Origin of the sequence: Nostoc sp. NMS4 (assembly GCF_017115095.1) — a bacterium.
Taxonomy (GTDB): Bacteria; Cyanobacteriota; Cyanobacteriia; order Cyanobacteriales; family Nostocaceae; genus Nostoc.
This window is the reverse complement of the sequence record NZ_JABXKI010000030.1, coordinates 1-22,614: the sequence shown is the minus strand read 5'-3', so window position 1 is coordinate 22,614 and position 22,614 is coordinate 1. Positions and strand designations below refer to the sequence as shown.

Genomic DNA, 22,614 nt, shown 5'->3' with positions numbered 1-22,614 from the left:
GCCGACCTACTTACTCACAATTAAACTGAGGATAAATTTATGCAAGAAGTATCTCACTATACTAAAGAACTCACAAACCGCATCTCACCAATTGTGGAGAGTTTATTTAAAGGTAGTAGCTTTTACATGGTGAGATTAAAAAAACAAGAAAGGATTGAACACTTAGTCAATCTTTTTGGTAAGTTTTCGCCTGATGAATTTAAAGCTATCACTGATGATGAATTAACACGTAGAATTGATAAGCTTTTAGTTTTAGAAGCAGTTTCTGGAACGCTCAACGATTTGACTCCAGACCAAATAAAAATTTTTGATGAGGCAGTGGAAGGAAGATAAATAGAGTGGCATATTTACTGGATACAAACATTGTTAGTTATATTTTGAAAAAAAATATTATTCTAGAACAAAAGCTGGAGGAAGTAACTAGTCTAGGAGAAGAAGTTTTTATTAGTTGCATAACTTACTACGAGATAAAAAGAGGTTTAGTTGCTGCAAATGCTACAAAACAACTAGCTGACTTTAATATTTTCTTCCAAAAATATGAAGTTTTATTTTTAGACGATATAGAAATTATTGAACAAGCCTGCAAAATTCATGCTGATTTAAAAGTAAAAGGCAGACCAATACAAGATGCTGATGTATTGATAGCTGCTACAGCAATTACACGCGGTTTAGTTTTAGTTTCTAATGATTCTGATTTGCAGAGAGTAGAAGGATTAAGTTTAGAGAATTGGTTACAAACTGATGCCTAATAGATGAATGCTCAAAATGCTCATTTGCAGCGCAATATATCGGCTTTACTTGGAAGTCCCTTATGCAAAAAAAAGTCAAGGTTAAACCTAATTCAAAACAGCAAAAAATTGAAGAACAACCTGATGGTAGTCTAACTGTGTATTTAAAATCGCCCCCAGTTGATGGTAAGGCTAATGAAGAGTTAATTAAATTACTAGCAGATAAATTTGATGTACCCAAGTCTCATATCAGAATTAAGTCAGGTTTGTCCTCTCGGCAAAAGCTGATGGAAATTGATACGGATATCTAGTACCGCAAGGCGTAATTCGTAATTCGTAATTCGTAATTCGCAAGGGTTTTAGACATTTCAAATGGTTTATTTCCGCCGTGCTGTACTAGCTGCTTAGTAATACACTTTTTGAAGACTTTGCTGTTTTCTGAATCTGAGCTACATTGCACCCACTACATTTTCTACTAGAGAGAATAAACGAGAGACAGAAACTTGCAAAATCTAATTTTTATGCCTGTGTAATACTGATATATCTTGGTTGATTTTTGACTCTTTCTATCCAAGCTTGGATGGCAGGATATTGTGTTAAATCAAACCCACCTTCATCAGCTATATGGGTGTAAGCGAATAAGGCAATATCAGCAATCGTGTAACGTTCTCCTACAAAAAAATCTTCAGAAGTTAAGTGTTTGTCCATCAAGTTAAGTGCTGCATATCCTGATTCACGTTTTTCTTTGATAGCTTCACTATATTCTTCAGTTTTACCTAAAATAGAAATCCAAAATCTTGATGTAGCAATAAAAGGCTCATGGCTATATTGTTCAAAACACAACCATTGCAGCACCTGCGCTCGTAAAAAGCGGTCATAAGGTAAAAACTCTGTACCTTCACTTAGATAAACCAATATGGCATTTGATTCTGCCAAATATTTCCCTGGCTCGATTTCTAGAACAGGTATCTTACCGTTAGGATTTTTACTTAAAAATTCTGGTGTTCGAGTCTCGCCTTTCAAGATGTTAAGCTCTATCCTTTCAAAAGGCATACCTAGTTGTGTCAATAAAAGACGTATCTTATAACCATGACCAGAAGGTAAAAAATCGTACAGATGCAGTAGTTCCATGTTAAAATCCAGTTAGAAATGTGTTGAGAAGTGAAGGTTCAAAATACAATATCTTACCAAAAGATTTTCCCAAAACCGGATATTTTTTTTGTATTTAGCATCTGAGACGTACTACATAAAATTATTCGAGAAAATAAAAAAAATATTATTTATTTCTAGATTGAGATATTTAATTTAGTTGATGGTGGAAAATAAAACTATGTGTGGAAGATTTACTCTAAACCAGTCGGCAGCAAGATTATCTGAAGTTTTCCATGTCGAGTCAGTTCCCGATTTAGCAGCCGAATATAACATTGCACCTACGCAAATGGTGGCGACAGTATTACAAAATCCTGAAAGCGAAAAGCGGGAATTTCAGCAGTTGCATTGGGGGTTAATTCCGTCATGGGCGAAAGATGCAGGAATGGGGGTAAAGCTGATTAATGCTAGGGCAGAAACTGTTGCCGAAAAACCAGCTTTTCGCTCGGCTTTTAAGCATAGACGCTGTTTAGTGCTAGCTGATGGCTTTTATGAGTGGCAACGCCAACAAGGTAAGAAGCAGCCGTTTTATTTCCGTCTTCAAGATGGGCAACCTTTCGGCTTTGCAGGTTTGTGGGAAAGATGGCGATGCCTCCGGCAACCCGAAGCGGCAACGCCTAGTAACGAAGAAATAATCTCTTGTACAATTTTGACAACGGCAGCTAACGAATTACTCCAACCCATCCACGAGCGGATGCCAGTGATTCTGGAGCCACAAGATTACGATTTGTGGCTAGATTCCCAAGTGCAAACGCCCCAAACCCTACAGCAGCTATTGCGTCCCTATCCAGCGCCAGCAATGACTGTATATCCAGTTAGCACCTTGGTAAACAACTCTCGACATAATAGTTCAGAATGTATCGTACCCCTCAGCGAGAAGAATGCCCCCGCAAATCAGTTAAATTAACTATTGAGTGAACTAGGAAATTGGGGAGATGAGGGAGATATCAATTCAAAATTCAAAATGACGCTCGCGGACTCGCTAACGCTGCGCTAACAAAATTCAAAATTAAAGAACTCCTGCCTCCTGCCTCCTCTTGCCCCATACCCAATACCCAGAGACAAATATGCCAAGAACACAAAAAAACGATAATTTTATTGACAAATCCTTTACAGTAATGGCAGATATCATTCTGAAGATCCTGCCAACCAACAAAAAAGCTAAAGAAGCGTTTGTTTATTATCGAGATGGGATGTCAGCCCAAGCGGAGGGGGAATATGCTGAGGCGTTGGAATACTATGAAGAAGCTCTAACATTAGAGGAAGATACCAACGATCGCGGCTATATTTTCTATAATATGGGGCTAATCTATGCCAGCAATGGCGACCATCACAAGGCTTTAGAACTCTATCACCAGGCAATTGAGTTAAACCCACGTATGCCCCAAGCCTTGAACAACATCGCTGTGATTTACCACTACCAAGGCGAAAAAGAAAAAGAAGCTGGAGATAACGAGGCTGGCGAAGCACTTTTTGACCAAGCGGCAGACTATTGGATTCGAGCTATTCGCATGGCTCCCAATAACTATGTCGAAGCTCAAAACTGGCTGAAAACCACTGGGCGATCGCAAATTGACGTATTCTTTTAATCATTAGTCATTAGTTCTTTGTCATTTGCTAAGGACTAATGACCAATGACCAATGACCAATGACAAATGACAATTTATGATTGACCAAGAACAAGTTCACAAAGTTGCTAATCTTGCTCGTTTAGAATTGACTCCAGAGGAAGAGGAGCAATTTACTACCCAGTTGGGAAGTATTCTGGACTATATCGAACAATTGAATGAACTTGATGTCAGTGATGTGCTACCAACAACACGGGCAATTGATGTCAGTAATATCACACGAGAGGATGAATTACAACCCTATCCTGACCGAGAAAGTATTCTTAATGGCGCGCCGGAACAGGAAGGCGAATTTTTCAAAGTACCAAAAATCCTCAATGCTGAATAGTCAAACAATTTCGGATTTTAGACTTTCCTGCGGAACGCTACGCGCAGCGTCTCCGGCAGGAGAAGTGAGTCAGAATTCGGAATGAATTCAGTAAGACTGGCGGATAGCGCAGCGTTAGCGACGTAGGAGCGTCTTGATTCTGACTTCTGAATTCTTCTTTATGCAGTTAGTAATGTATAATTAACGCCAAGAGTTCAGGGTGCTTTGTCAAGTATTAAAACACTTGCTTATACTGCCAAAGTATGTTATATGTCTAAATCTGTAATCACCGTTACCGTCAAGTTGTTTGCTGCTTATCAAGAAGCCTTTAGGGTTTCGGAACTGGTGCTGGAATTTCCTAATAGTATGCCAGTCAAAGCAGTATGCGATCGCCTCATAGCTGAACACCCTGAACTCTCCCAATGGCGCGATCTAACCCGTTTTGGGATTAATCTGATATTTGTCGAACCAGATACCTTACTACATGATGGCGATGAAGTGGTGCTGATTCCACCAGTTAGTGGCGGCTAGGAAAACAGTTATGAGTTAGGAGTTATGAATGATGAGTTAAAGAATTCAAAACTTCTAACTCATAACTGTTCAAAGAGAATTGGTCGTAGTAGTTAGCTTCACTAAGTTATTTAACTCTTGCTGCATTTGACTAACAACTAATTCATAACATTCATTGACATAGTAGCGATCGCTAGCTGCTTCAGAGCCGTAGCGTTCAAATGCAATTGGCGGACAGACCTGTGTGTACATAGGTACTGGTAATGGAATATTGGGCAATGGGCCAATTGCTAATCCCCAAGGCAGTCCCAGATAGATCGGAAAAACTTCAGGATCGATGCCAAATAGCCAAGGCATCCCCCACTGGTGGAGTTGCTGCATAGCTTTGTAGCAGTCAGCAATCACAATCAGCGTATCGTGAGCGCCCCAAGAAATCACAGGCACAATCGGCACATTTTCTCGTAACGCTAACTTGATAAATCCTTGCCGCCCCGCAAAATAGATTTTATTACGTAAATAATGCGGTCGGAAAACATCTTCCGCTCCACCGGGATAAACTAGCACACTCGCTCCAGAGCGTAAGGCAGTGTAAGCCATTTTTGGATGGGCAATGATTGCTCCAGCCTTGGCGGCCATCTGCGCTAGTGGCGTGCTAACCTCCCAAGCCTTGGGATGCATCAAACCATAAACGGGTTTCTCTACACCAAATCGTTGGAACCAGTCGTACATCATCATCGCCATATCGGGTGCAGCGAGTCCACCATTATGGGAACCAACAAATAGGACTTTTTGTTGGGGTGGAATATTATCCCAGCCACTAGTTTGAACTTGGAAATAGTAATGATACAAAAAGCCAAACAGGGGCATCAGAGATTCTATGAACTTTGGATCTCGCTCATCCAAAGACCAACCGGGTTTTTTGTTTAAGAAATGTTGCTTTTTTGACATCGATGCATTCTAACAGCATTGGCAAAGTTCAAACAATCCTTATCCTTATGTAGGATAGAAAACCAGCGTCCGCAATTCAATACTCTCTCTAGCTGGGGCATCTGGTGGGCTAGTTGGGTCATCAAACCCAGTATGAGCAGGAAACCTCGCCCGTCCGTCCTCTGCGGAGTCAAAGCACTTAAACAATAGTGCCTCCCAGGGTTGCATTTGGGGGAAGTAGAACCATTGATGTTTTGGGTTATGGGTTATTAAGTAGCTTTCACCAACGTAATCGCGGTACACGAGGTCACTAGCTACTAGGTCTGCTGGTGCGATACTTTGAGCGTCGCACACTGCTAATGGTGACTCATAAACTGGGGCGATCGCTCGCCAAAAGTTAATCAAAGCAAACCTTTGCTGTAGCAATTCATCAATGTTATCTACCCCCCGTGCTGTCAACTCCTTACGTGCGCGAGTATAGCCAGATTTGGCTGTAAAGTCGTTATGTACACGCTTGATCGGCTCACTGATCCCGATTTCACCAGACTGCAAGCGTTGAGCATTACGGAGAGTGTGATCGAATATCACCACCTTTTGGGCACCTGTTACCTCTTTCAAAAGTTGCTCGGCTTCAGGATAATAGACACGGCGGATCTCATCTTCGTCATAAAAATTGCCGACATTGCTTTGTTGTACAACAAGTCTAAAGCCTTTTTGATCTAGGGATATGTCTTGTGAAACCGCCCGGATGTTATAAACTGGCATCTTGTGTGTCTCGAACTTCCGGTTGGATTGTGGAATCCCTGGTGGTCGTTCATAGGCATAGATGACAGGTTTTTCTGCCATTGGCGTAAAGTAAGTCAGTTCTGCCTCAACGTGCGGCAGGTCAAGTAAAAAACTACTGTCTAGGCTCATAAAACATCCTTTTTCAATATAGTTAAATACTTAAATTTGAGTAATTATAGGACTCCGATTTGATTTTTGAAAAAAGACTGAGACTCAAAAGCCCGTTTTATCAAGGTTTATCTGAAATCCTGTTCAGAAATCAGATAGGATTCCTATATAAGCTGTGTGTCCCGTTTGAGTGAGCGGACTGGTCGTATTTTAACAGTGAATAGAGCCGCTAATTTCAAACTAAGCGCACTTTTGAGTTGAACATGATTAGGCAATCCAAATGAAAAGACCTGGATTTATTGAGCGTCATCACCTGTGGACAGAAATCCAACAAGAAGCATCTTCAAAGATCAAGGCTGTTATCAAAGAACGGGATCTATTGTTGATTCGTACCGCTTGGGCAGACCAGCATGGCATTGTTCGCAGCAAGTCGCTCTTACCCCAGGCATTTTTAAGCGCCTTAGAAAACGGTATGCAAATCAGCACAGGGACATTCTTGTTTGATACTGGTGGTGCAATAGTATTTAACCCCTTTGTTCCGGGTGGTAGCTTAGATATGTCTCAGATGACAGGTGCGCCAAATCTTGTAGCTGTTCCTGACCCTGAAACCTTCAAAATTGTGCCTTGGGCAAAACGCACAGGCTTTATCCTCTGTGACGAGTACTTTCAAAATGGTCAGCCAATGCCCTTTTCCAGTCGCGGTATTTTGCGGCAATCATTGGTAGAGTTACATCAAAGAGGATTGGAGCATATTGTCGGCTTAGAAGTTGAGTGGTATCTGGCAAAGTTATCAGATCCGATGTTAGCGATCGCTAATGTTGGTACTTCTGGAAAACCTGGCGAACCGGCATTAGTTAGCGCCGTAGAGCATAGCTTCCAATACCTTTTAGAATCCCACAATCCAGAAATTCACGACTTACTGCGCCTTCTGGCAGAAAACTTAGTTGAAATGGAATTGCCTTTAAGGAGTATAGAAAACGAAGGGGGTGCAGGTCAATTTGAATTTACCTTTGAGCCAATTTCGGCATTGCAAGCTGCGGATACAATGATGATATTCCGAATGGCGACCAAGCAAATCTGCCGTCAACAAGGTTACATCGCATCATTTATGTGTCGTCCAGGACTACAAGGTTCTTCTTCCAATGGCTGGCATTTGCACCAATCCCTTGTAGACCGAACCACAGGCGAGAACGCCTTCATGTCTGCAAACTCCGAAACCCTCATGTCAGATTTAGGTAAACACTTCGTTGGTGGTCTTCTTAAACACGCCAATGCCGCTTCTGTGTTCACAACCCCGACAATTAACGGTTATAAAAGATTTAGACCTTATTCCCTAGCTCCCGACCGCGCTGGATGGGGGTTAGAAAACCGAGGAGCAATGATTAGATTACAAGGCGGTTTTGATGACCCCAGCACCCACATTGAAAACCGAGTTGGAGAACCAGCAGCCAATCCCTATCTCTACATGGCATCGCAATTGATTTCTGGGTTAGATGGTGTAGATCGTAAAGTTGACCCTGGCTCCCCAACAGAGTCACCTTACGCTACAGAAAGTCCGACCTTACCCAAAAGTTTGCCAGAGGCGATTTCATATTTGAGCCAAAGCGAACTTTTTTCTCAAAAAATGGGGCAGCAATTCATCAACTTCATCATTAAGATGAAACAGAGTGAAATTAATCGCTTTTTGCAGTCCGTCGCCGATCAGACACCAGAAGACTATTTAAAACAGGTGACTAACTGGGAGCAAAGAGAATATTTTGAATTATTTTGAGTTGAGTTTGGTTTAAAACTAAGCCAGAGAATGCTGGTCAATTTTAACATCATTAGCAGGTACAAATTCCAGTGTGCGGAAACCCAACACAGCCAGTAAATCCTTTTCTGGTAACTTGACAGGGGCTGGTTTTTCAGCTTTACCTGGTGCAGGTAAAGGATAGGAAACAGATGCAGCCGTACTAAATCGAATGTTACCTTCGCTATGTTGAATTACTTGATGAATGTGACCACTGAGGACGGTAACAGAAGAAAAGCGGGATAATAAGGCGAGTACTTTGCCTGAGTCGGCGGTTGCCCAACCCCATTGAGGATAAAGATTATACAAAGGAATGTGACTAAAAATCACTATTGGCGTGTTTCGTTTCTGGGCTGTGAGGTCTTTTTCTAGCAAATCTAGTTGCGATTGACCAAGTTTCCCTTGACCAGTTTCCCCAAATTCCAGCACATTGGTCAGGGAAATCAAATGCACGCCGTTATAGTCCCATGTTTGCAAACCTTCTCTTTTGTCCTTTTGGCTGAATGTTTCTCCATAGGCTTTCCCCCGATCTCCGATGGTGTCATGTTCGCCCGGTAGGGTAAACAGTGGTGCTTTCAATTTAGAAAGCAATTGTTTTGCCGTATCAAATTCCTCGGGTTTGGAAAGGTGGGTGATGTCTCCAGTATGAACAATGAATGCTGGTGGTGTGGGTAGTGAATTGATGGCGTTGATAGCTTGTTGCAGAGAAGCAGTAACATGAGGGTTCGCTTCCTTATTGAAACCTAGATGCGTATCGCTGATTTGCACAAATGATAAGGGTGTAGAAATTGCCAATTTCTGAGCTTGCGAATCTCCGACGGAACAAGATGTAAGTAAACCATTTTCCCCGACGGCCCACAGAATACCAAGACCAGTCCAAGCAACGTGTTCAATAAAGTTTCTACGTCTCATTTTATTTTCCTATTTGAAGTAAAAGTTGCTTTGCTGGAAGTAAAAAGCACTCTTGTATATTTTTTATGAGTGCTTTTTACTTGTGCTGACAGTAATTGTCCCTTGCATATAGGGATGAATAGAACATAAGTAAGGGAAAGTTCCCGGCTGCGTGAATGTGTGTTTCCAAGCTTCGGCGTTATCTAGTCCCTTAGAATCAAAAGAGCCATCTTTGGCGGTAACGGTGTGTGGTTCCTCGTCTTGATTGACGAACTGTACTGTATCACCAGCGCCGATCTTGATATCTGACGGTAGGTATTTAAAATTGACAATTTTGACGGTAGGATTTGCGGTATTGGTGTTAATTTCCTGTGCTTGGGGTGTAGGTATTACAGATTGTCGGTTGGGGGTGCAGGATGATAAAGAAAACACAATTACCAGAATTGCAGAAGCAAGTCCTTGAAGGAAGTAAGAGATATATTTCATATATCGATAGAACCGAAAGTTTATTAAGGAATTGCACCAGACAAAGCACAAATACAACAGATAACAATCGGCGATTTGCTGCATTTTTACTTTTTCAGGACTTACGCAAGATGTGACCGAAAACCTTATTCTTGCGTAGCGGTAATTCATGAATTACCGCTACTGTCGTTATCTTTTGCGTAAGTCCTGTTTTACTTGTTATGACTTGCGCCGTTGAGAAAATAAACCCGTCATATTTAGTCCGGTGGCAATTAAACTCAGCAATCCCAATCCGTTGAATATGGGTAAAATTTCTGACAGTCCCAAAAATTGGAACGTATGAATTTTGAGGAGAAATCCGAATAATTGGCCTTGATGTAACCACTCATCCGCAACTGTCATGGCAATACCTGTAACTGCGGTGATAATTAGTGGTAAGCAGATTGTAAGTGCAATCATTCGGTGATATTTGCGGAAGACTAATCTCATTATCAAATTCCTAATCTTGTTCTTCTAAGGCTTGTAATTGTGCTTCTACTGCGTTTAAATATCCGCGATCGGATAGAGTTTCTTCTGGTAGTAGCTTTGCCTTCACCGCACTTTGAACAATATTTTTAGCTGTTAGCATTCCCGACTGATGCGCGTTCAACAAAGCATGACCACTCTTGATACCTACATTTTGTAAGTAGCCGCGTTCAGCCATAAAAGCCAGATTGAAAGGACTTATTTGACTGACTTTGGCACTGTTAGTCACGACTGAGTTATATGTAATTGGGGTTTGTGCTTGAGCAGTGGTTGTTAGTACAGGGGATATTAACAAAGCTGCTGATAAAATAGAGAGAATATAATGTTGCATGGTTCTACCAAAGTTAATAGAGTTGTTGGGATAAAGCAATGAAAACAGGTATGGGAAAACTTACCCAACTTGTTCTCATGTGGGTGATCTGCGAGTGACAAAGGCTGTTTTAGTAGAGATACAATTAAATAGCGTTGTCTAGTTCTATTTGAGAGAGACTCACACGCTGTAAACGGCATCGGATCTCTTCAATCAAGCATTACCAAAATCAACAATTGTCTGGGTTAATGTTCGCTTCTATTCCTATAACGAACGAGAGGAGAATTTGGATTTAACCTTCAACTAAAATATTGCACCACTATCAAACCCTAAGTCAGTTGGCACGATAAAAGCAATGCAGGTTGAGTTTTATAAAAACCTTAGAACGATTCATTCAAGAGCTTCTTTGCTGATTTAATATTTCGTTACAGCAATTTCAGCGTAACTTTTACAATCTAAAATCCAATTACGTGCGTCAATCGTTATATAAATAGAAGTAAAATCTCTGCCATTGCCAAGTAAATGGTACATTACCTGATATCGACCCAGGTATATTCACACCCCAGCATGGAGTCACATTCTCCCCCACACCAGACAGATACAGAGTTGCTTCACGCCCTAAAAGCAAAACAGGCTGGGGCGTTAGGTATTCTCTATGACCGTTATGGTCAGGTAGTCTACGGAATTGCACTGAAAGTATTGCAAAACCAGCAGGAAGCGGAGGATTTAACGCAGGAGATTTTTTTAGGTTTGTGGTGCAATGCGACTATCAATCCCAACCATAGTCATTTCCTGCGTTATCTGATCGTGATGACCCGCTCAAGGGCAATAGATAAAATCCGTTCTCGGAGTCGCATCCTTAAGCTCTTGAACCGTTTTGGGCAAACAGTCACCGCCGAAACCCCCTCTCCAACTCCGGTTGAACAAGCTTTGTTAACAGAACGTTCTCTTGCCGTTCGCTCTGCCCTTACCCAACTGCCAGACAAGCAACGTCAGGTAATAGAGATGGCTTATGATGCTGGACTTAGCCAGTCGGAGATTGCTCAACAATTAGACACACCATTAGGAACAGTGAAAACTTGGACGCGGCAAGGACTACTGAAGCTGAAACAAATATTACTTGATGCTATTGATTAGTTACCTATGACTGCACCAGAAAATTCTCAATATGTACAACAGTTAGTAGCAGGTTATGTCCTGGGTGAACTGGCGACTGAGGAAGCTCTTGAGTTTCAGCAGATGCTCACAGAAAATCCTGAGTTGGTGGTGGAAGTAGAGCGGTTAAAGCAAGTATTAGATGAAGTACTTTATGGTTTAAATGCTGTTGAGCCGCCACCGCATTTGCGTGCAGCTATTCTCAGCAACTTAAAGGATGCAGAGACTGAAAATCTCTTTAGGTTTCCCTATAGTCTGCCTTGGCGCAAAATCATCGGCAGTGTCGCAGCACTATTAATTTTGTACTTGGGAATAAATAACTACCACTTGCGGATAGAATTGCAGATAGCTGATAATCTCAAGACACTCCTCCAACAAAAAGCAACTCGCCTGTTTCCTCTTCAGGGTGTGAATGTCGCAAAAACAGCAACCGGCAGTTTTTTACTGAATCTGGAGCAGCAAACAGGTGTGATTGCGATTCAAAATCTTCCCCCTCCACCTGTTGGAAGTGTTTACCGACTTTGGGCAGTTGTTGAGGGCGAAAAAATCCCGTGCGGACAGCTTAGTGCCAGTACACAGGGTAAGATTGTCGAAAAATTTGCGATGCCGGCTGATTTCTATGATGCGGAGGTATCAGAAATGTTTGTGACTCTAGAGCCATCCTCTAACCATCGGTATCCACTCGGAGAGGTAGTCATGAAGAGTGTTTTTTCTGGTGATGGCAGCAAACTTTAATATCCGCTCTCTACGGTGGATTAATTGAGCGAATGACCATGAAAATTGCAAATCCCTCAAAGCGTGGGCTAGAGAGGGATTTTTGGGTATTGGGTATTGGGTGTTAGGGATTGGGTTGCTAGTTTAAATTATTTGCTTTCTCAACTGCTTCCTTTAACTCTTCAAAGGTAATACTGCCGTCTTTGTCTGAATCATAATTTACTAGCAATTCCTGGGGACTAGTGGTATTTGTTTCTGATGAAATGATTGCACTTAACCCAGGACTTAAAAAAAGATCATTAAGGGATACTTTGCCGTCTCGATCGCTATCTAAGGTATTAAAAAGAGATTGAAGCTCTTGCTCGGTTGTCATAAGTTTCTATCTGAATTGGTTTTTCAACTTAATATCTCATTAATCTCTGATTAATCTCTCAAAATTAAATAAACTTGTATCTTTAGACGTAGAAACGGCGATCGCTAGGGCTTAGATCGGGGTACGCTGTGGGTTACAGGGTTTGCATGACGATAAAAATAAATCGACATGGACGCGCCTTCTTTAATGGGGGTGTGGACGGCAGGAAATCAGGCAAGGGAGCAAGGGAGAGAATTTTGCAGTCAGGCTTCTCCGAATGCGAATCAAGAGTCGGGGATCTGAAACCTGCTGGCGATTCTTGCCCCAAAATTGGTTTTAACCTGATTATTTATTCTCCCACCAATATGGTCTGTTTATGTCTGCCGACCTATACTAGAGCCACTGCTGGTTGCTGCCAGCGTCCCACCGCTTTACCAATTACTGCCAATTCTTGCATCAACTTATCGAATCGATCTGGTGTCAGAGATTGGGGTCCGTCGGATAAAGCTTTGGCAGGATTAGGGTGAACCTCTATCATCAGGGAATCTGTGCCAGCTGCGATCGCAGCCATTGCCATTGAAGGCACAAATTCAGACCAACCTACGCCGTGACTGGGGTCAATCATAATTGGCAGATGAGTCAGTTTTCGCAACACTGGCACTACTGATAAATCTAGTGTATTTCGCGTATACTGACGGTCAAAGGTGCGTATTCCCCTTTCACACAAAATTACATTGGGATTACCAGATGCCAAAATATACTCGGCTGCCATCAACCAATCTTCAATAGTAGCCGCCATTCCCCGCTTCAACAAAACTGGTTTCGGCTGCGCTCCCACTTTTTTGAGCAAGGAGAAATTCTGCATATTTCTTGCTCCCACCTGAATCACATCAGCAACTTCGGTAATTTTATCCAGGTCCGCGGCATCCATCACTTCTGTAATAATACCTAGTCCGCTAACTTCCCGCGCTTTTGCCAACAAATCCAAAGCACTCTCGCCGTGTCCTTGGAAGGCATAAGGTGAAGTTCGAGGTTTGTATGCCCCTCCGCGCAAAAATGCTGCTCCAGCTGCCTTGACACGCCGCGCCGTTTCCACAATCATTTCTTCATTTTCTACGGAGCAGGGGCCGGCAACAACTACCAAAGGCTGGTGTTCGCCAAATACTACCGCTCCATTGGGAGTATTAACCACCACATCTGAAGCTTCGCCGTGCCGATACTGGCGACTAGCTCGTTTGTAAGGCTGTTCTACGCGCAACACCTGCTCAATCCAGGGGCTAAGTTCCTGAATTTGTAGCGGATCTAAGCTGGCGGTTTCACCTACTAGACCAATAACTACTTTGTGTTGACCAACAATTTTTTCTGGAGTTAGCCCCCAGCTAGTTAGTTCCTCATCGATGCGGTTTATTTCCGCTTCTGGAGAACCACTTTTCATTACTATAATCATCTGAAAGTTCCTGATTAATTGAGTAAAATTTTCTGTAAGTAGGCTAACTTTATTGTTGCCTATTGGCCTAATTAGAAATAGTTAAAAATAAAATTTGTTTACAAAATGAATAGATAAAATGTAGCGCTCAGTCAGTATTTTTACTGCTAAATAACTATATAAGGGTATAAAAAAGATTGTATATTAATTAGCAATGTTGAAGTTATAAAATTTCAACTTCAACATTCACATCTTCATTTACCCAATATCACAGTTACTTAATACCTGAGCGCCGTTCATTATAAGTTTTTTTGCCGAGTTTCGCGCCAAGCTGCTACCATTCGTCCCAAATTGGTGTTGAACTCACCCAAACCCAGCAAACTTCCGACTTTTTCTTCCTCCCAAGAGGCAGAGAGAACGCCATAAGTTATCCCTAAAACTCCCAAACCAAATAATCCCATGTTCACCAATAACACGGCGATGGGAGGTAGTCGGATGTCGGAGTAGGTAGCAAGCAGATAGCTAGCAATCAAGGCGCTAATGCCCAAAGCTGTTGGTACACCACAAAACCCAGCTACCCGTCGGATCATCCTCTGGCTGACTACTTGGGGAATTGCCATCTCTTGTTTGGTGTAAGCCACTTTTTTATCAGCCTGTTTGACGGATTCTTGAGGCTGTGCTGGTGGTTTACTTGGAGTTTTTGCGGGTTTTTGGCGCTTTTTGTTCGGTTCAAAGGGCAAACGACTGCGTTCAGATTCTTCAGCAGACATAAGCGGTAATCCTATCCACGAATACCGAGACGAGCAATCAATGCTTGATATTTTTCCCGGCTTTCTTGCGATATATAAGCTAGAAGACGCTTGCGCTGACCGATTAGCTTCAAAAGTCCCCGGCGGGAAGAATGGTCTTTTTTATTTGCCTGGAGATGTTCGCTGAGGCGGTTAATGCGCTCAGTTAGCATGGCAACTTGGACATCGGCAGAGCCAGTGTCAGTTTCGTGAACTTGGTAGGTGGAAATTATTTCTTGTTTCCGCAGTTGCGTGAGGGCCATGATCGATTCAGTTTCTAGTTTTTCTAAATGTATGTAGCAGTCTCCTATAATATCACAGCCCTCAAGCTGGATGTGGAATGACCTTTGAAGTAATATTTGTACTTTTTGATACTAGTTTTTAGAGGCTAACTCTCGGTAAACTTCGTTCTAATCCCTGATAGGGATTTTAATTGATTCTGATCGTATTGCACCATCAGGCGATCGCACCAAGACGATAGAAGATAAGTTTCAATCCCTAATAGGGATTTTAATTGATTGCGATTCGCGCCAATCTTCAACCATTGCTAATAATCCATCGTTTCAATCCCTGATAGGGATTTTAGTTGATTGCAATTGAATAACTGCTACTAGCCGCGGCTGGATTACTACGTTTCAATCCCTAATAGGGATTTTAGTTGATTGCAATAATCAATCATGATATTATTTGGCAGGTTTCAATCCCTAATAGGGATTTTAGTTGATTGCAATTGCCGCCGCTTTTTATTGTCGATTTCTCGTTATAAGTTTCAATCCCTAATAGGGATTTTAGTTGATTGCAATCTATCGCTTCTCGCGCTGGACTGGTACAGCTTGGTTTCAATCCCTAATAGGGATTTTAGTTGATTGCAATTTGGTATGGACTCCGGTAGTATTTCACGGGTAGTTTCAATCCCTAATAGGGATTTTAGTTGATTGCAATACAAGCAATGGGTAGCATTGACACTCAACAAAACTGGTTTCAATCCCTAATAGGGATTTTAGTTGATTGCAATACAGCACTATTGATACTGATACTCAAAGCAGTTGTTTCAATCCCTAATAGGGATTTTAGTTGATTGCAATCTTAAGCAATCTTTTGGGCCGTTGGTGGGAACTGGAGTTTCAATCCCTAATAGGGATTTTAGTTGATTGCAATTAAAAAGAAGGGTGAGTTTATTGATGGTCAAATGTTTCAATCCCTAATAGGGATTTTAGTTGATTGCAATTCTGAACGTGAACATAATCCGTTGCATACTTGCAAGTTTCAATCCCTAATAGGGATTTTAGTTGATTGCAATGTAAAAATTGCTACCTAAATTGTAACCAAAGCGTTTCAATCCCTAATAGGGATTTTAGTTGATTGCAATAGCAAGCAATGGAGATAGCAGAGTTTGTTATTGATGGTTTCAATCCCTAATAGGGATTTTAGTTGATTGCAATCAATATAATACATTTGTGTCCCTTCCGTTACACCTTTGTTTCAATCCCTAATAGGGATTTTAGTTGATTGCAATATTTCCCTACCCACAGAATTCAGCGATTGGTGGACGTTTCAATCCCTAATAGGGATTTTAGTTGATTGCAATGCAAATGGCGATCGCACGAATGCCCATGACTTACGTTTCAATCCCTAATAGGGATTTTAGTTGATTGCAATGAAAATACTGGAAGCGCAGAAAGCGATCGCTCTTGTTTCAATCCCTAATAGGGATTTTAGTTGATTGCAATATCAGTATTTTGTACTGTGGTTCCTGCAATGTTAGGTTTCAATCCCTAATAGGGATTTTAGTTGATTGCAATTTGCGATCGCTCCGGCCATACATGATATTATTGAAGTTTCAATCCCTAATAGGGATTTTAGTTGATTGCAATTTTAAAGCTACCCAACAAACTCGGCAAGTTGTAGTTTCAATCCCTAATAGGGATTTTAGTTGATTGCAATCCTAGCAAGTTAGTAGGCCGCACACTGATAAATTTGTTTCAATCCCTAATAGGGATTTTAGTTGATTGCAATATCGCTTACCTGCATTAGTTAGTGGAAAAATCCCGTTTCAATCCCTAATAGGGATTTTAGTTGATTGCAATCCAAATTACGGCTATGGAAATCAGATTGCTGCCAGTTTCAATCCCTAATAGGGATTTTAGTTGATTGCAATTAGCAGGAATAGTTGGAATTGTACCTGCTGAAATGTTTCAATCCCTAATAGGGATTTTAGTTGATTGCAATACTTTAAATACTTCTGGCTCGTAAGAAACAGAAGTGTTTCAATCCCTAATAGGGATTTTAGTTGATTGCAATATTACGTAGGTTTGCGTATGGTGCAAACTCTCCAGGTTTCAATCCCTAATAGGGATTTTAGTTGATTGCAATGCAAGAGTGAATGACCATACCCGATCAAAACCATCGTTTCAATCCCTAATAGGGATTTTAGTTGATTGCAATGATGGTGACTATGCAGCCGTTTGGGATGTCCTTAGTGTTTCAATCCCTAATAGGGATTTTAGTTGATTGCAATAAACTATTGCCGCCAATATCGCTTCAGGATTCGCCGTTTCAATCCCTAATAGGGATTTTAGTTGATTGCAATTCGCCTTTATGGTACGAATACCGATCTCACTTTTGTTTCAATCCCTAATAGGGATTTTAGTTGATTGCAATCGCTGGCTTCTGAAAGCCCTGTTGTATTTGGTTTTCAAGGTGCAGTTGCGCGGATAGTTAAATCATAACACATGGAATAGTCATAACACAAGATGCAAATCGCTGAAAGCCACTCCCCATAAGGTGCGCGGATGGTTTAAGAGTGCCATTGTCTTGAAAGCCTTGTATAGATGGAGCAGCAGCCATTTTTTACCCCTTCTGATTTTGTACACCTACCCATTCGCGCACTTGGCAAATAAAACTAATCTAATTACTTAAATTTTTTCCTTAGCAGCTAACATCTGTAAAATCTTTTCTACATGATCTAACTCTCCAACGATTCGCCGAATTGGGTGAGGCCAAACCTTGACAAGGGTAGGAGTTGCAGAAACCTGATTCAGTTCCGCTTGTTCTGGATGAGTTAAAACATCAATTACCTTCAGAGTATAAGGATGTCCGAGCGATCGCTCTAATAATTCATGTAAATTTTGCAGAATGCGTTCAGTACTACTGCTATGTCCGGCAACAAACAAGCGGAGAACATAGCCTTGTGCGATCGCTTCCTTTTTTTGTACTATTACTGGTTGGTGGTATTTTGGCACAGGTTCAGAAAGGTCTAGACGGACAATTAAATCGTGATCCTCCCAAAGCTGCCCAAATGACGAACGATAAGTTGTTAACACCATGCGATCGCACAATCCTTCTTGCCAAGGAGCTGCTTGCCATACTAACTCCCCCGTGCCAAAAATGGCATTAAGCAAAGCTTGGTGTCTAATTACAGCCGGATAAGCTTCAGCAAAAGTTCGCACTTGTTGAGTGCGCGGATCTAACCAATTGTCAATAGTTGCAGTATAACAAGGCACTAAAAAGTGCGGCGGCTCTGGTAAATCTAGGATTTCTTGCAAAGCCGAACACAAATGCAAATGCCATCGACCCTGCTTGCTAGGATCGATGCAGTAAATTAAATCTCCTCCAGGTGTAAACAGGGCAATGCCTTTAAACAGCTGGGGCGTAGATAGTTTGTTTGTCGTTAAATTATTCACAGAGGTTAGGAAGCTAAAAGTAAAAAATTCTCTCTTTACCTTTTACCTTAGCTATAACCTCAACCAGGATCGCAAAGATATTTGGAATTGGGAATTGGGCGTTAGGAGTGCTGAGTTAAGAGTTATGAGTTAGGAGTTAGGAGTTAAGAGTTAGGAGTTTTGTTTATCTCCTTGTCTCCCTTGTCTCCCTCATCTCCCTCATCTCCCAGCCCCCAGCCCCCAATCCTAAACTCGACCTCGGAGAAACTGCGCCATTTCGTTAGGAGTTGGTGACATTTCCAAAGCAGTTTCTTCAGTGATTCGTCCGTCTTGATAGAGATTAAGCAACGACTGATTCATCGTAATCATGCCGTCAAAGCCAGCTTGTTTCATCAACTCGCCAATTTCATCATACTTACCGTCTTTGATCCATTCCTTAATCGCCTCAGTATTGATCAGTACATCGTGGAAAGCAGCCCGCTTACCGTCAGTTGTCCGACACAAACCTTGAGCAATTACTGCCACTAAAGACTCAGAAATTGCTACCCGCATCGCATCTTGTTCATCACCAGAATAGAGGTTGAGAATCCGCTCAATGGTTTTGACAGCGCTATTGGTGTGCAGGGTTCCCATAACCAAGTGACCAGTTTGAGCGGCTTTTAGGGCGGTGTTAACGGTTTCCTTGTCTCGCATTTCCCCCACTAGAATCAAATCTGGGTCTTCCCGCAAAGCTGCTTTCAAAGCGTTGTCAAATTTCCGGGTATGCATTCCCACTTCCCTCTGTTTCACCAACGACTTACGGCTTTGATGGATAAATTCTATCGGGTCTTCAATGGTGATGATATGCTTGGCCATCTCCTTATTGATGTAGTCAACCATCGCTGCCATTGTGGTGGACTTACCAGAACCAGTCGGCCCAGTCACCAAAATTAAACCTTTGTGGTGATGACAAATATCCCGAAAAATAGGGGGTAAATTCAACTGTTCCATAGTTAATATTTTCAGTGGAATCAACCGCAACACCATTGCAGGCCCTTTGAGGGAGCCAAAAACATTAATCCGCACACGAGCAAAGTCATACTGAGTTGCTCCGTCAAATTCTAAGGTTTCTTCAAAACGCTGAATTTCCCCCTCACTCATCACCTCCCGCAACCAACTCATAAAAGCTTCTTTATCTGTTTCTGGATAATCCATTGATTGAATTTCTCCTCGACTGCGGAAGCGGGGTACTTCACCTACACCCAAGTGCAAGTCAGAATATCCCTGGTCGTAAGCTTCTCTGATTAACTTCTCTAAAGTGACTTCTGGACTGCTGTTTTGAGGGCGAACTGAACTAGGTATTGGCGGTGGACTACCCGGACGATGACCCGCAACAGGCGGATTATTACCCCTATCCATTGACATATCCAGTGTTTGTGTCATCTGCCTCTGGGTACTAAAGGTTGGGTTTGGCGGTGGTGGCGGCGGCATTGGGGGCAGATTACGTCCGGCAGGAGAGTTAGAATTTAATGGAGACTGTGATTCTGTCATATATCTTCACATTTGGCAGTTAAAAAGTTGAATTAACGAGATGTAAAGTCACTTGCTTTGATGACTTTTAGAAAATGCTTGTCTGCAAGCCTTCGCGGTGATAGAAGGGGATTGAAACTCTAGAACTACGGTTAGTATCTTTTATTTCCTAAGATTCCACTACTGAGAATATTTAGATAGATTATTTAACCTATCTAAACTGGTTTAACATACACAAGGACTCAAAAGACCTCGTAAATATACATAGGCTAGTAAGTATTTTTTAAAGCTTTTAATTTAAAGTAAATATTCTCATGACTTAAATGAGAAATTTATCTCAGACATGGAGACGAATTGCCAGCAATTAACAGCACAAATACTAGCAGATCATTTATTCAGCCCATCTATGAATTATGAGAGGTAGTACTAATTTTTATAAGAAATGTTAAGTTCAATAGGTGCGATATCGTGGGGATCAAGGTTAAAAGCTCATGCTTTTTAGGTTATATACCTGAAGATAGATGCAGCAAACAAGTTTTTTTAATAGATAGAAAGTTGAGTTTATATCCATAATTAGAAAAAATTAACTGTAAACTTTAGTAAACAAATGCTCATTTTTCCCATTAGTTTTTATATACTGAATTTCACGTGAAACAATTCAGTTTACTCGCAAAAAGCGAGATATGACTGAAGTTAAAATTTGTTGTGTATTTTGGGAGGAAAAGTCATGGTTTCTGCTCAAAGCTCTAATCTAGGAAAGACCTACTCCTTGTTGATGATTAAAAGCTTTTTAATATGGACTTTTACATTAGCAGTTTGTTTGTTGGTTGTAGGTTTTCCGCTAGTTGTCTTAATGGCTACAGTCGGATGTCTGTTGTCGATCGTCTTACAATCTGTGATGCCTGTTAGTGCGGTTTTGCTTGTAGCGGGCGCTCTAATAATGTTTAATGTCATGGCAGTTGTATTGGCTGCGGGTGTGCTAACTTTCAAGGGGATTCATCCTAGTGAAGTTAAATGGTTAAGCTGGCTGCATGGAGAGGCAGACCAAATGCAGACTACTGTCTACGCTGCTTGCCCTCTAACTTGTGAGATTAAATAGTCATTACAAGTGAATTAGACAAACAGTGCGTCTGCCCGGTTAAGCCGGGTTTTTTCATGGTTTTTATAATTTGAACTTTTAAATAGTCATTACAGGTTAATTATACAAACAGTGCATTTGCCCGGTTAAGCCGGGTTTTTTTATATCTTGTGTGATTTATCCATTAATATTTATGGTTTATATAAGGATTGACCATAGACCATTGACCATAGACCATTGACTATAGACCATTGACTATAGATGGTAAATTACAGATGACTAATGACTAATCAAAAACGTGTTTGCATTATCTTAGGTACTCGCCCAGAAGCGATTAAACTCGCTCCAGTGATTCAGGTTTTCCAGAAGTTTTCAGGATTTCAGTTGCAAGTAATTCTAACTGGACAGCATCGGGAGATGGTTGAGCAAGTTATGCAACTGTTCAACATCAAGGCAGATTATAACTTGGAAATTATGCAGGTTCAGCAATCTCTAAATGATATTACCTGCCGTAGTTTACAAGGATTAGAAGCATTATTTAAGGTAGAAAAGCCAGATTTAGTAATTGTCCAGGGAGATACTACTACAGCTTTTGCCGCAGCTTTGGCAGCTTTTTATCAAAAAATCCCTGTTGGTCATGTAGAAGCAGGGTTAAGAACTGATGATATATTCAATCCTTACCCAGAAGAAGCTAATCGGCGGTTGATTTCTCAAATTACTCAGTTGCACTTTGCGCCGACTCCTTGGGCTGTGGAAAATTTGCAGCGTTCTGGTGTTTTGGGTGAAATTCACATGACGGGTAACACGGTAATTGATGCATTGTTAAATGTTGCTGCAACCCAAGTAGTTTGTGATGTCCCAGGCTTAAACTGGGATTCATGTCGGGTTCTGTTAGCAACAGTTCATCGTCGGGAGAATTGGGGAGAACCTCTATTAGCGATCGCTCAGGGCTTTTTACAAATTTTAGACAAGTTTCCTGATACAGCATTGCTGCTACCATTGCACCGCAATCCGACAGTGCGAGTCCCGTTGCAGGAACTTTTAGGGAATCATCCCCGAATTTTCTTGACAGATCCTTTAGATTATGGCCAATTGGTGGGAGCAATTGGGCGATCGCATCTTTTGCTGACTGACTCTGGTGGCTTGCAAGAAGAAGCCCCCAGTTTGGGAAAACCAGTACTAGTTTTGAGAGACACCACCGAAAGACCAGAGGCTGTTGTCGCTGGTACAGCCAAACTTGTGGGAACTACGAGTGAGAAAATTTTTGCAACTGCTGCTGAGTTACTCAGTGACTCAAATGCTTATGAAGCGATGGCAAATGCCATAAATCCCTTTGGGGATGGTCATGCAGCAGAGCGCATTTTGCAGATTGTGCAAAATTACTTAGGTATTTCATCAGAAACATCAACTTAGGAACCTGGATTAAACAAAGTGCAAAATTTCTGTTTTATAGGTTGCAAAAAACCGGCTTTTACCCCGGTTTTTCTATTTTTACTCGTTTTTGTGTAGTGAGTCGTCTTGCCCGCCTAATGATATGATGTCCACTAAATCATCCTAAACAGTTTGTAGTGGGGACTTCAGTCCCCAAAGCCAGGACTAAAGTCCTTACTACGAACATTATTTATCTCGATCGCGTCAGAAAACAGGTGGAACTTGGAAAAGAGATTTTCCAAGGATGGCTCGTGGCTAAATACCCAGAGCGGATCGAGTTTCGGGGCCGACAACACCATCTACAAGTAGACCTTTACTTTGCTGAAAGCTTCGGACTCGGCTAACAGTTTCTTGACCGTAAATTCCATCAACTGTG

26 protein-coding genes and 1 CRISPR repeat array are annotated in these 22,614 nt (G+C 41.5%); of the genes, 12 read left to right on the top strand and 14 right to left on the bottom strand.

Annotation, left to right across the window (positions count from 1 at the left end):
* Positions 1-39: 39 nt before the first annotated feature.
* The 3 genes from HWQ37_RS00860 to HWQ37_RS00850 all read left to right on the top strand — a co-directional run bounded on the left by HWQ37_RS00860 (position 40) and on the right by HWQ37_RS00850 (position 1,039).
* Positions 40-333 (top strand): hypothetical protein, encoded by a 294-nt coding sequence (locus HWQ37_RS00860; RefSeq protein ID WP_292742680.1) that lies wholly within the window; start codon positions 40-42, stop codon positions 331-333.
* Between the two features lie 5 nt (positions 334-338).
* Positions 339-749, top strand: a complete 411-nt coding sequence (locus HWQ37_RS00855) for a type II toxin-antitoxin system VapC family toxin (RefSeq protein WP_292742678.1) — start codon at positions 339-341, stop codon at positions 747-749.
* A gap of 62 nt (positions 750-811) precedes the next feature.
* A complete protein-coding gene (locus HWQ37_RS00850) occupies positions 812-1,039 on the top strand; it encodes a DUF167 domain-containing protein (RefSeq protein WP_292742676.1) in 228 nt (75 codons plus the stop codon).
* Positions 1,040-1,247: 208 nt separating this feature from the next.
* On the opposite strand, the gene HWQ37_RS00845 is transcribed toward HWQ37_RS00850, so the two are convergent.
* Positions 1,248-1,859 (bottom strand): glutathione S-transferase family protein, encoded by a 612-nt coding sequence (locus HWQ37_RS00845; protein ID WP_292742673.1) that lies wholly within the window; start codon positions 1,857-1,859, stop codon positions 1,248-1,250.
* Positions 1,860-2,058: 199 nt separating this feature from the next.
* Here HWQ37_RS00845 and HWQ37_RS00840 point away from each other — a divergent pair, with 199 nt between their 5' ends.
* The 4 genes from HWQ37_RS00840 to HWQ37_RS00825 all read left to right on the top strand — a co-directional run bounded on the left by HWQ37_RS00840 (position 2,059) and on the right by HWQ37_RS00825 (position 4,343).
* Positions 2,059-2,784: an SOS response-associated peptidase gene (locus tag HWQ37_RS00840; RefSeq protein WP_292742671.1), complete on the top strand. Its 726-nt coding sequence runs from the start codon at positions 2,059-2,061 to the stop codon at positions 2,782-2,784.
* Between the two features lie 160 nt (positions 2,785-2,944).
* Positions 2,945-3,466: a photosystem I assembly protein Ycf3 gene (locus tag HWQ37_RS00835; RefSeq protein ID WP_292742668.1), complete on the top strand. Its 522-nt coding sequence runs from the start codon at positions 2,945-2,947 to the stop codon at positions 3,464-3,466.
* A gap of 76 nt (positions 3,467-3,542) precedes the next feature.
* Positions 3,543-3,833, top strand: coding sequence for an Asp-tRNA(Asn)/Glu-tRNA(Gln) amidotransferase subunit GatC (gatC, locus tag HWQ37_RS00830; RefSeq protein WP_292742665.1), 291 nt, complete (start codon positions 3,543-3,545; stop codon positions 3,831-3,833).
* Between the two features lie 249 nt (positions 3,834-4,082).
* Positions 4,083-4,343: a MoaD/ThiS family protein gene (locus HWQ37_RS00825; RefSeq protein ID WP_292742663.1), complete on the top strand. Its 261-nt coding sequence runs from the start codon at positions 4,083-4,085 to the stop codon at positions 4,341-4,343.
* Between the two features lie 69 nt (positions 4,344-4,412).
* Here HWQ37_RS00825 and HWQ37_RS00820 read toward each other — a convergent pair whose 3' ends face one another.
* Together HWQ37_RS00820 and HWQ37_RS00815 are read right to left on the bottom strand one after the other, a co-directional pair.
* Positions 4,413-5,270 carry a lysophospholipid acyltransferase family protein gene (locus tag HWQ37_RS00820; RefSeq protein WP_292742661.1) on the bottom strand — a complete coding sequence of 286 codons (858 nt, stop codon included), beginning with the start codon at positions 5,268-5,270 and terminating at the stop codon, positions 4,413-4,415.
* Positions 5,271-5,315: 45 nt separating this feature from the next.
* The gene (locus HWQ37_RS00815) at positions 5,316-6,164 is read right to left on the bottom strand and encodes a CmcJ/NvfI family oxidoreductase (protein WP_292742659.1); all 849 of its coding nucleotides are present in this window, start codon (positions 6,162-6,164) and stop codon (positions 5,316-5,318) included.
* A 259-nt stretch (positions 6,165-6,423) separates the two neighbouring features.
* Between HWQ37_RS00815 and HWQ37_RS00810 the strand changes: the two genes are divergently transcribed.
* The gene (locus tag HWQ37_RS00810; protein WP_292742657.1) at positions 6,424-7,914 is read left to right on the top strand and encodes a glutamine synthetase family protein; all 1,491 of its coding nucleotides are present in this window, start codon (positions 6,424-6,426) and stop codon (positions 7,912-7,914) included.
* An 18-nt stretch (positions 7,915-7,932) separates the two neighbouring features.
* On the opposite strand, the gene HWQ37_RS00805 is transcribed toward HWQ37_RS00810, so the two are convergent.
* From HWQ37_RS00805 to HWQ37_RS00790, 4 genes are all read right to left on the bottom strand, one after another.
* A complete protein-coding gene (locus HWQ37_RS00805) occupies positions 7,933-8,844 on the bottom strand; it encodes a metallophosphoesterase family protein (RefSeq protein WP_292742655.1) in 912 nt (303 codons plus the stop codon).
* Between the two features lie 63 nt (positions 8,845-8,907).
* A complete protein-coding gene (locus HWQ37_RS00800; protein WP_292742653.1) occupies positions 8,908-9,309 on the bottom strand; it encodes a cupredoxin domain-containing protein in 402 nt (133 codons plus the stop codon).
* Positions 9,310-9,507: 198 nt separating this feature from the next.
* Positions 9,508-9,777, bottom strand: a complete 270-nt coding sequence (locus HWQ37_RS00795) for a peptidase (protein WP_292742651.1) — start codon at positions 9,775-9,777, stop codon at positions 9,508-9,510.
* A 10-nt stretch (positions 9,778-9,787) separates the two neighbouring features.
* Positions 9,788-10,144: a hypothetical protein gene (locus HWQ37_RS00790; protein ID WP_292742650.1), complete on the bottom strand. Its 357-nt coding sequence runs from the start codon at positions 10,142-10,144 to the stop codon at positions 9,788-9,790.
* Between the two features lie 546 nt (positions 10,145-10,690).
* On the opposite strand from HWQ37_RS00790, the gene HWQ37_RS00785 reads away from it, so the two are divergent.
* Positions 10,691-11,260, top strand: coding sequence for a sigma-70 family RNA polymerase sigma factor (locus HWQ37_RS00785; protein ID WP_292742648.1), 570 nt, complete (start codon positions 10,691-10,693; stop codon positions 11,258-11,260).
* Positions 11,261-11,266: 6 nt separating this feature from the next.
* A complete protein-coding gene (locus tag HWQ37_RS00780) occupies positions 11,267-12,013 on the top strand; it encodes an anti-sigma factor (RefSeq protein ID WP_292742646.1) in 747 nt (248 codons plus the stop codon).
* A 118-nt stretch (positions 12,014-12,131) separates the two neighbouring features.
* Here the strand turns inward: HWQ37_RS00780 and HWQ37_RS00775 are convergent, their stop codons facing one another.
* The 6 genes from HWQ37_RS00775 to HWQ37_RS00750 form a co-directional block, all read right to left on the bottom strand.
* Positions 12,132-12,365: an EF-hand domain-containing protein gene (locus HWQ37_RS00775; RefSeq protein ID WP_292742644.1), complete on the bottom strand. Its 234-nt coding sequence runs from the start codon at positions 12,363-12,365 to the stop codon at positions 12,132-12,134.
* A gap of 367 nt (positions 12,366-12,732) precedes the next feature.
* Positions 12,733-13,791: a 3-deoxy-7-phosphoheptulonate synthase gene (gene aroF / locus HWQ37_RS00770; RefSeq protein WP_292742642.1), complete on the bottom strand. Its 1,059-nt coding sequence runs from the start codon at positions 13,789-13,791 to the stop codon at positions 12,733-12,735.
* Positions 13,792-14,069: 278 nt separating this feature from the next.
* The gene (locus HWQ37_RS00765; protein WP_292742640.1) at positions 14,070-14,540 is read right to left on the bottom strand and encodes a PAM68 family protein; all 471 of its coding nucleotides are present in this window, start codon (positions 14,538-14,540) and stop codon (positions 14,070-14,072) included.
* Positions 14,541-14,551: 11 nt separating this feature from the next.
* Positions 14,552-14,821, bottom strand: coding sequence for a 30S ribosomal protein S15 (rpsO, locus tag HWQ37_RS00760; protein ID WP_094343580.1), 270 nt, complete (start codon positions 14,819-14,821; stop codon positions 14,552-14,554).
* 144 nt (positions 14,822-14,965) lie between these two features.
* Positions 14,966-17,219: direct repeats of the CRISPR family, unit length 37 nt; unit sequence GTTTCAATCCCTAATAGGGATTTTAGTTGATTGCAAT.
* A 254-nt stretch (positions 17,220-17,473) separates the two neighbouring features.
* Positions 17,474-18,241 (bottom strand): circadian clock KaiB family protein, encoded by a 768-nt coding sequence (locus tag HWQ37_RS00755; protein WP_292742636.1) that lies wholly within the window; start codon positions 18,239-18,241, stop codon positions 17,474-17,476.
* Positions 18,242-18,466: 225 nt separating this feature from the next.
* On the bottom strand, positions 18,467-19,750 hold the full coding sequence (locus HWQ37_RS00750; protein WP_292742634.1) for a type IV pilus twitching motility protein PilT: 1,284 nt from the start codon (positions 19,748-19,750) through the stop codon (positions 18,467-18,469).
* A gap of 706 nt (positions 19,751-20,456) precedes the next feature.
* Here HWQ37_RS00750 and HWQ37_RS00745 point away from each other — a divergent pair.
* Both HWQ37_RS00745 and wecB read left to right on the top strand, forming a co-directional pair.
* Positions 20,457-20,828, top strand: a complete 372-nt coding sequence (locus HWQ37_RS00745) for a hypothetical protein (RefSeq protein WP_292742632.1) — start codon at positions 20,457-20,459, stop codon at positions 20,826-20,828.
* A gap of 261 nt (positions 20,829-21,089) precedes the next feature.
* On the top strand, positions 21,090-22,220 hold the full coding sequence (gene wecB / locus HWQ37_RS00740) for a non-hydrolyzing UDP-N-acetylglucosamine 2-epimerase (RefSeq protein WP_292742630.1): 1,131 nt from the start codon (positions 21,090-21,092) through the stop codon (positions 22,218-22,220).
* A gap of 273 nt (positions 22,221-22,493) precedes the next feature.
* On the opposite strand, the gene HWQ37_RS00735 is transcribed toward wecB, so the two are convergent.
* Positions 22,494-22,601: a peptidoglycan-binding domain-containing protein gene (locus HWQ37_RS00735; RefSeq protein ID WP_363318080.1), complete on the bottom strand. Its 108-nt coding sequence runs from the start codon at positions 22,599-22,601 to the stop codon at positions 22,494-22,496.
* Positions 22,602-22,614 lie beyond the last annotated feature (13 nt).